Annotated in this window: 2 protein-coding genes; one reads left to right on the top strand and one right to left on the bottom strand. The window is 75.4% G+C overall.

The window, feature by feature from the left end; all coding sequences use genetic code 11:
* Positions 1–743, bottom strand: a 743-nt coding sequence (locus ACOV8S_RS18580) for a LysR family transcriptional regulator (RefSeq protein ID WP_448318940.1), incomplete at its 3' end; no start/stop codon positions are given.
* A gap of 218 nt (positions 744–961) precedes the next feature.
* Here ACOV8S_RS18580 and ACOV8S_RS18575 point away from each other — a divergent pair.
* A complete protein-coding gene (locus ACOV8S_RS18575) occupies positions 962–1552 on the top strand; it encodes a DUF6817 domain-containing protein (protein ID WP_448318939.1) in 591 nt (196 codons plus the stop codon).
* The last annotated feature ends 31 nt before the right edge of the window (positions 1553–1583 follow it).

Here is a 1583-nt window from a genome sequence, read left to right as displayed (position 1 = left end):
CGCATGCCCGGCAGCTCCGGGACCACCGCGTGCCCCAGCCCCAGTTCGGCCAGCAGCAGCGCGGTGTCCCAGTCGGCCACGCTGGTGCCCGACCCGGCGCGCAGGCCCGACCCGGCGAACGCCTCGTCGAGCTGCCCGCCGGAGGTGGAGTTGGGCGGCAGCCGCACCAGGCGGAGGTCGGCGAGGTCGGCGACGCGGACGCTCTCCCGTCCCGCCAGCGGGTCGCCCTCCCGGACCGCGAGCACCCAGGGCAGGTCGATCGCGGGCCGCTGCTCGATGCCGCGGACCGGCTCGCCGATGGTGATCCACGCCAGGTCGAGGTTGCTGGACAGCAGCGCGTCGAAGCAGCGGCGGCTGGAGGTCTCGGTCTGGAACTCCAGGCTGACGCGGGGGTAGCGGCGGCGGAAGTCGACGATCGCGTCGGCCATGAAGTGCCGCACGGTGGTGCCGCCGGTGGTCACCCGGACCGCGCCGCTCTCCCCGTCGACCAGGTCCCCCAGGCGGCGCAGGGCCAGGTCCAGGCCGGCCAGACCGTCGGAGGCCGCGTCCCACAGGATGCGCCCGGCGGCGGTGGGCACCACCCCGCGCGGCTGGCGCTCCAGCAGGCTGACACGGGTCTCCTTCTCCAGCCGCTTCACGTGCTGGCTCACCGCGGACTGGGTGCAGCCCAGCTCGCGGGCCACCGCGCTGAGCGATCCGGCCCGGCACACCGCCACGAACACCCGCAGGTCGTCAAGAGTCACGAGCGACACGCTAGCAACCCCCAAGCAGGCACTGGGACTTGGGAAGCGAACCCAAGGATTGACCTGCCTCGCCCCCAGGCAGCACGATCGTGAAGAAGGGCAGCCCCGGGCGGCAACCCGCGCATCTTCCGGCACCCGACCGGTTCCACGACGGCCGGCGGGCAGTCTCGTGCGCGCGGGTGCCGACCCGACCCCTCCCGCCGAAAGGACACGTCACTGTGCCCGCTCCCCCACCGGCGGCCGACCGGGCCGTCGTACTGTTACGCCGCCTGGGCGCCGACGCCATCGCCCATCCGGGCGGCACGCTCCTGCAGCACCTGGTCCGGGTCCGTTCGCTGCTCGTGCTCTGGGGCGCGCGGCCCGAGCTCCAGCTGGCGGGGCTGTGCCACGCCGCCTACGGCACCGAGGCGTTCGCCCCGGCCGTGCTGGGCCTGGCCCGGCGTGCGGAACTCGCCCTGCTGATCGGCCCGGAGGCCGAGTCCCTGGTCCACCTGTACGGGGTCTGCGACCGGGCGGCGACCTACCCGACGCTCACCCACCCCTCGGGCCGTTACGTCGAGCGGTTCACCGGCCGGACCCGCTCACTCTCCCTGGCCCAGCGGCGGGACCTGGCGGAGCTGATCGCCGCCGACGAACTCGACCTGGTCCGGGTGGACCCGCTCGTCCGGGCCCGGCACGGGGCCGAACTCATGGCCCTGCTGCTGCGGTTGCGCCCCCTGCTGACGCCCACCGCCTGGCGCACCGCGGACGCCCTCCTCACCGGCCGCCGCGACACCGACCCGGCCGGTCCGGCCTGGCCCGCGGCCTAGACCGCGCCCGGCCGGGCGGCGACCCGACCCC

It is taken from the genome of Streptomyces sp. CO7 (assembly GCF_053474865.1).
This window is presented reverse-complemented; position numbering and strand designations above follow the sequence as displayed.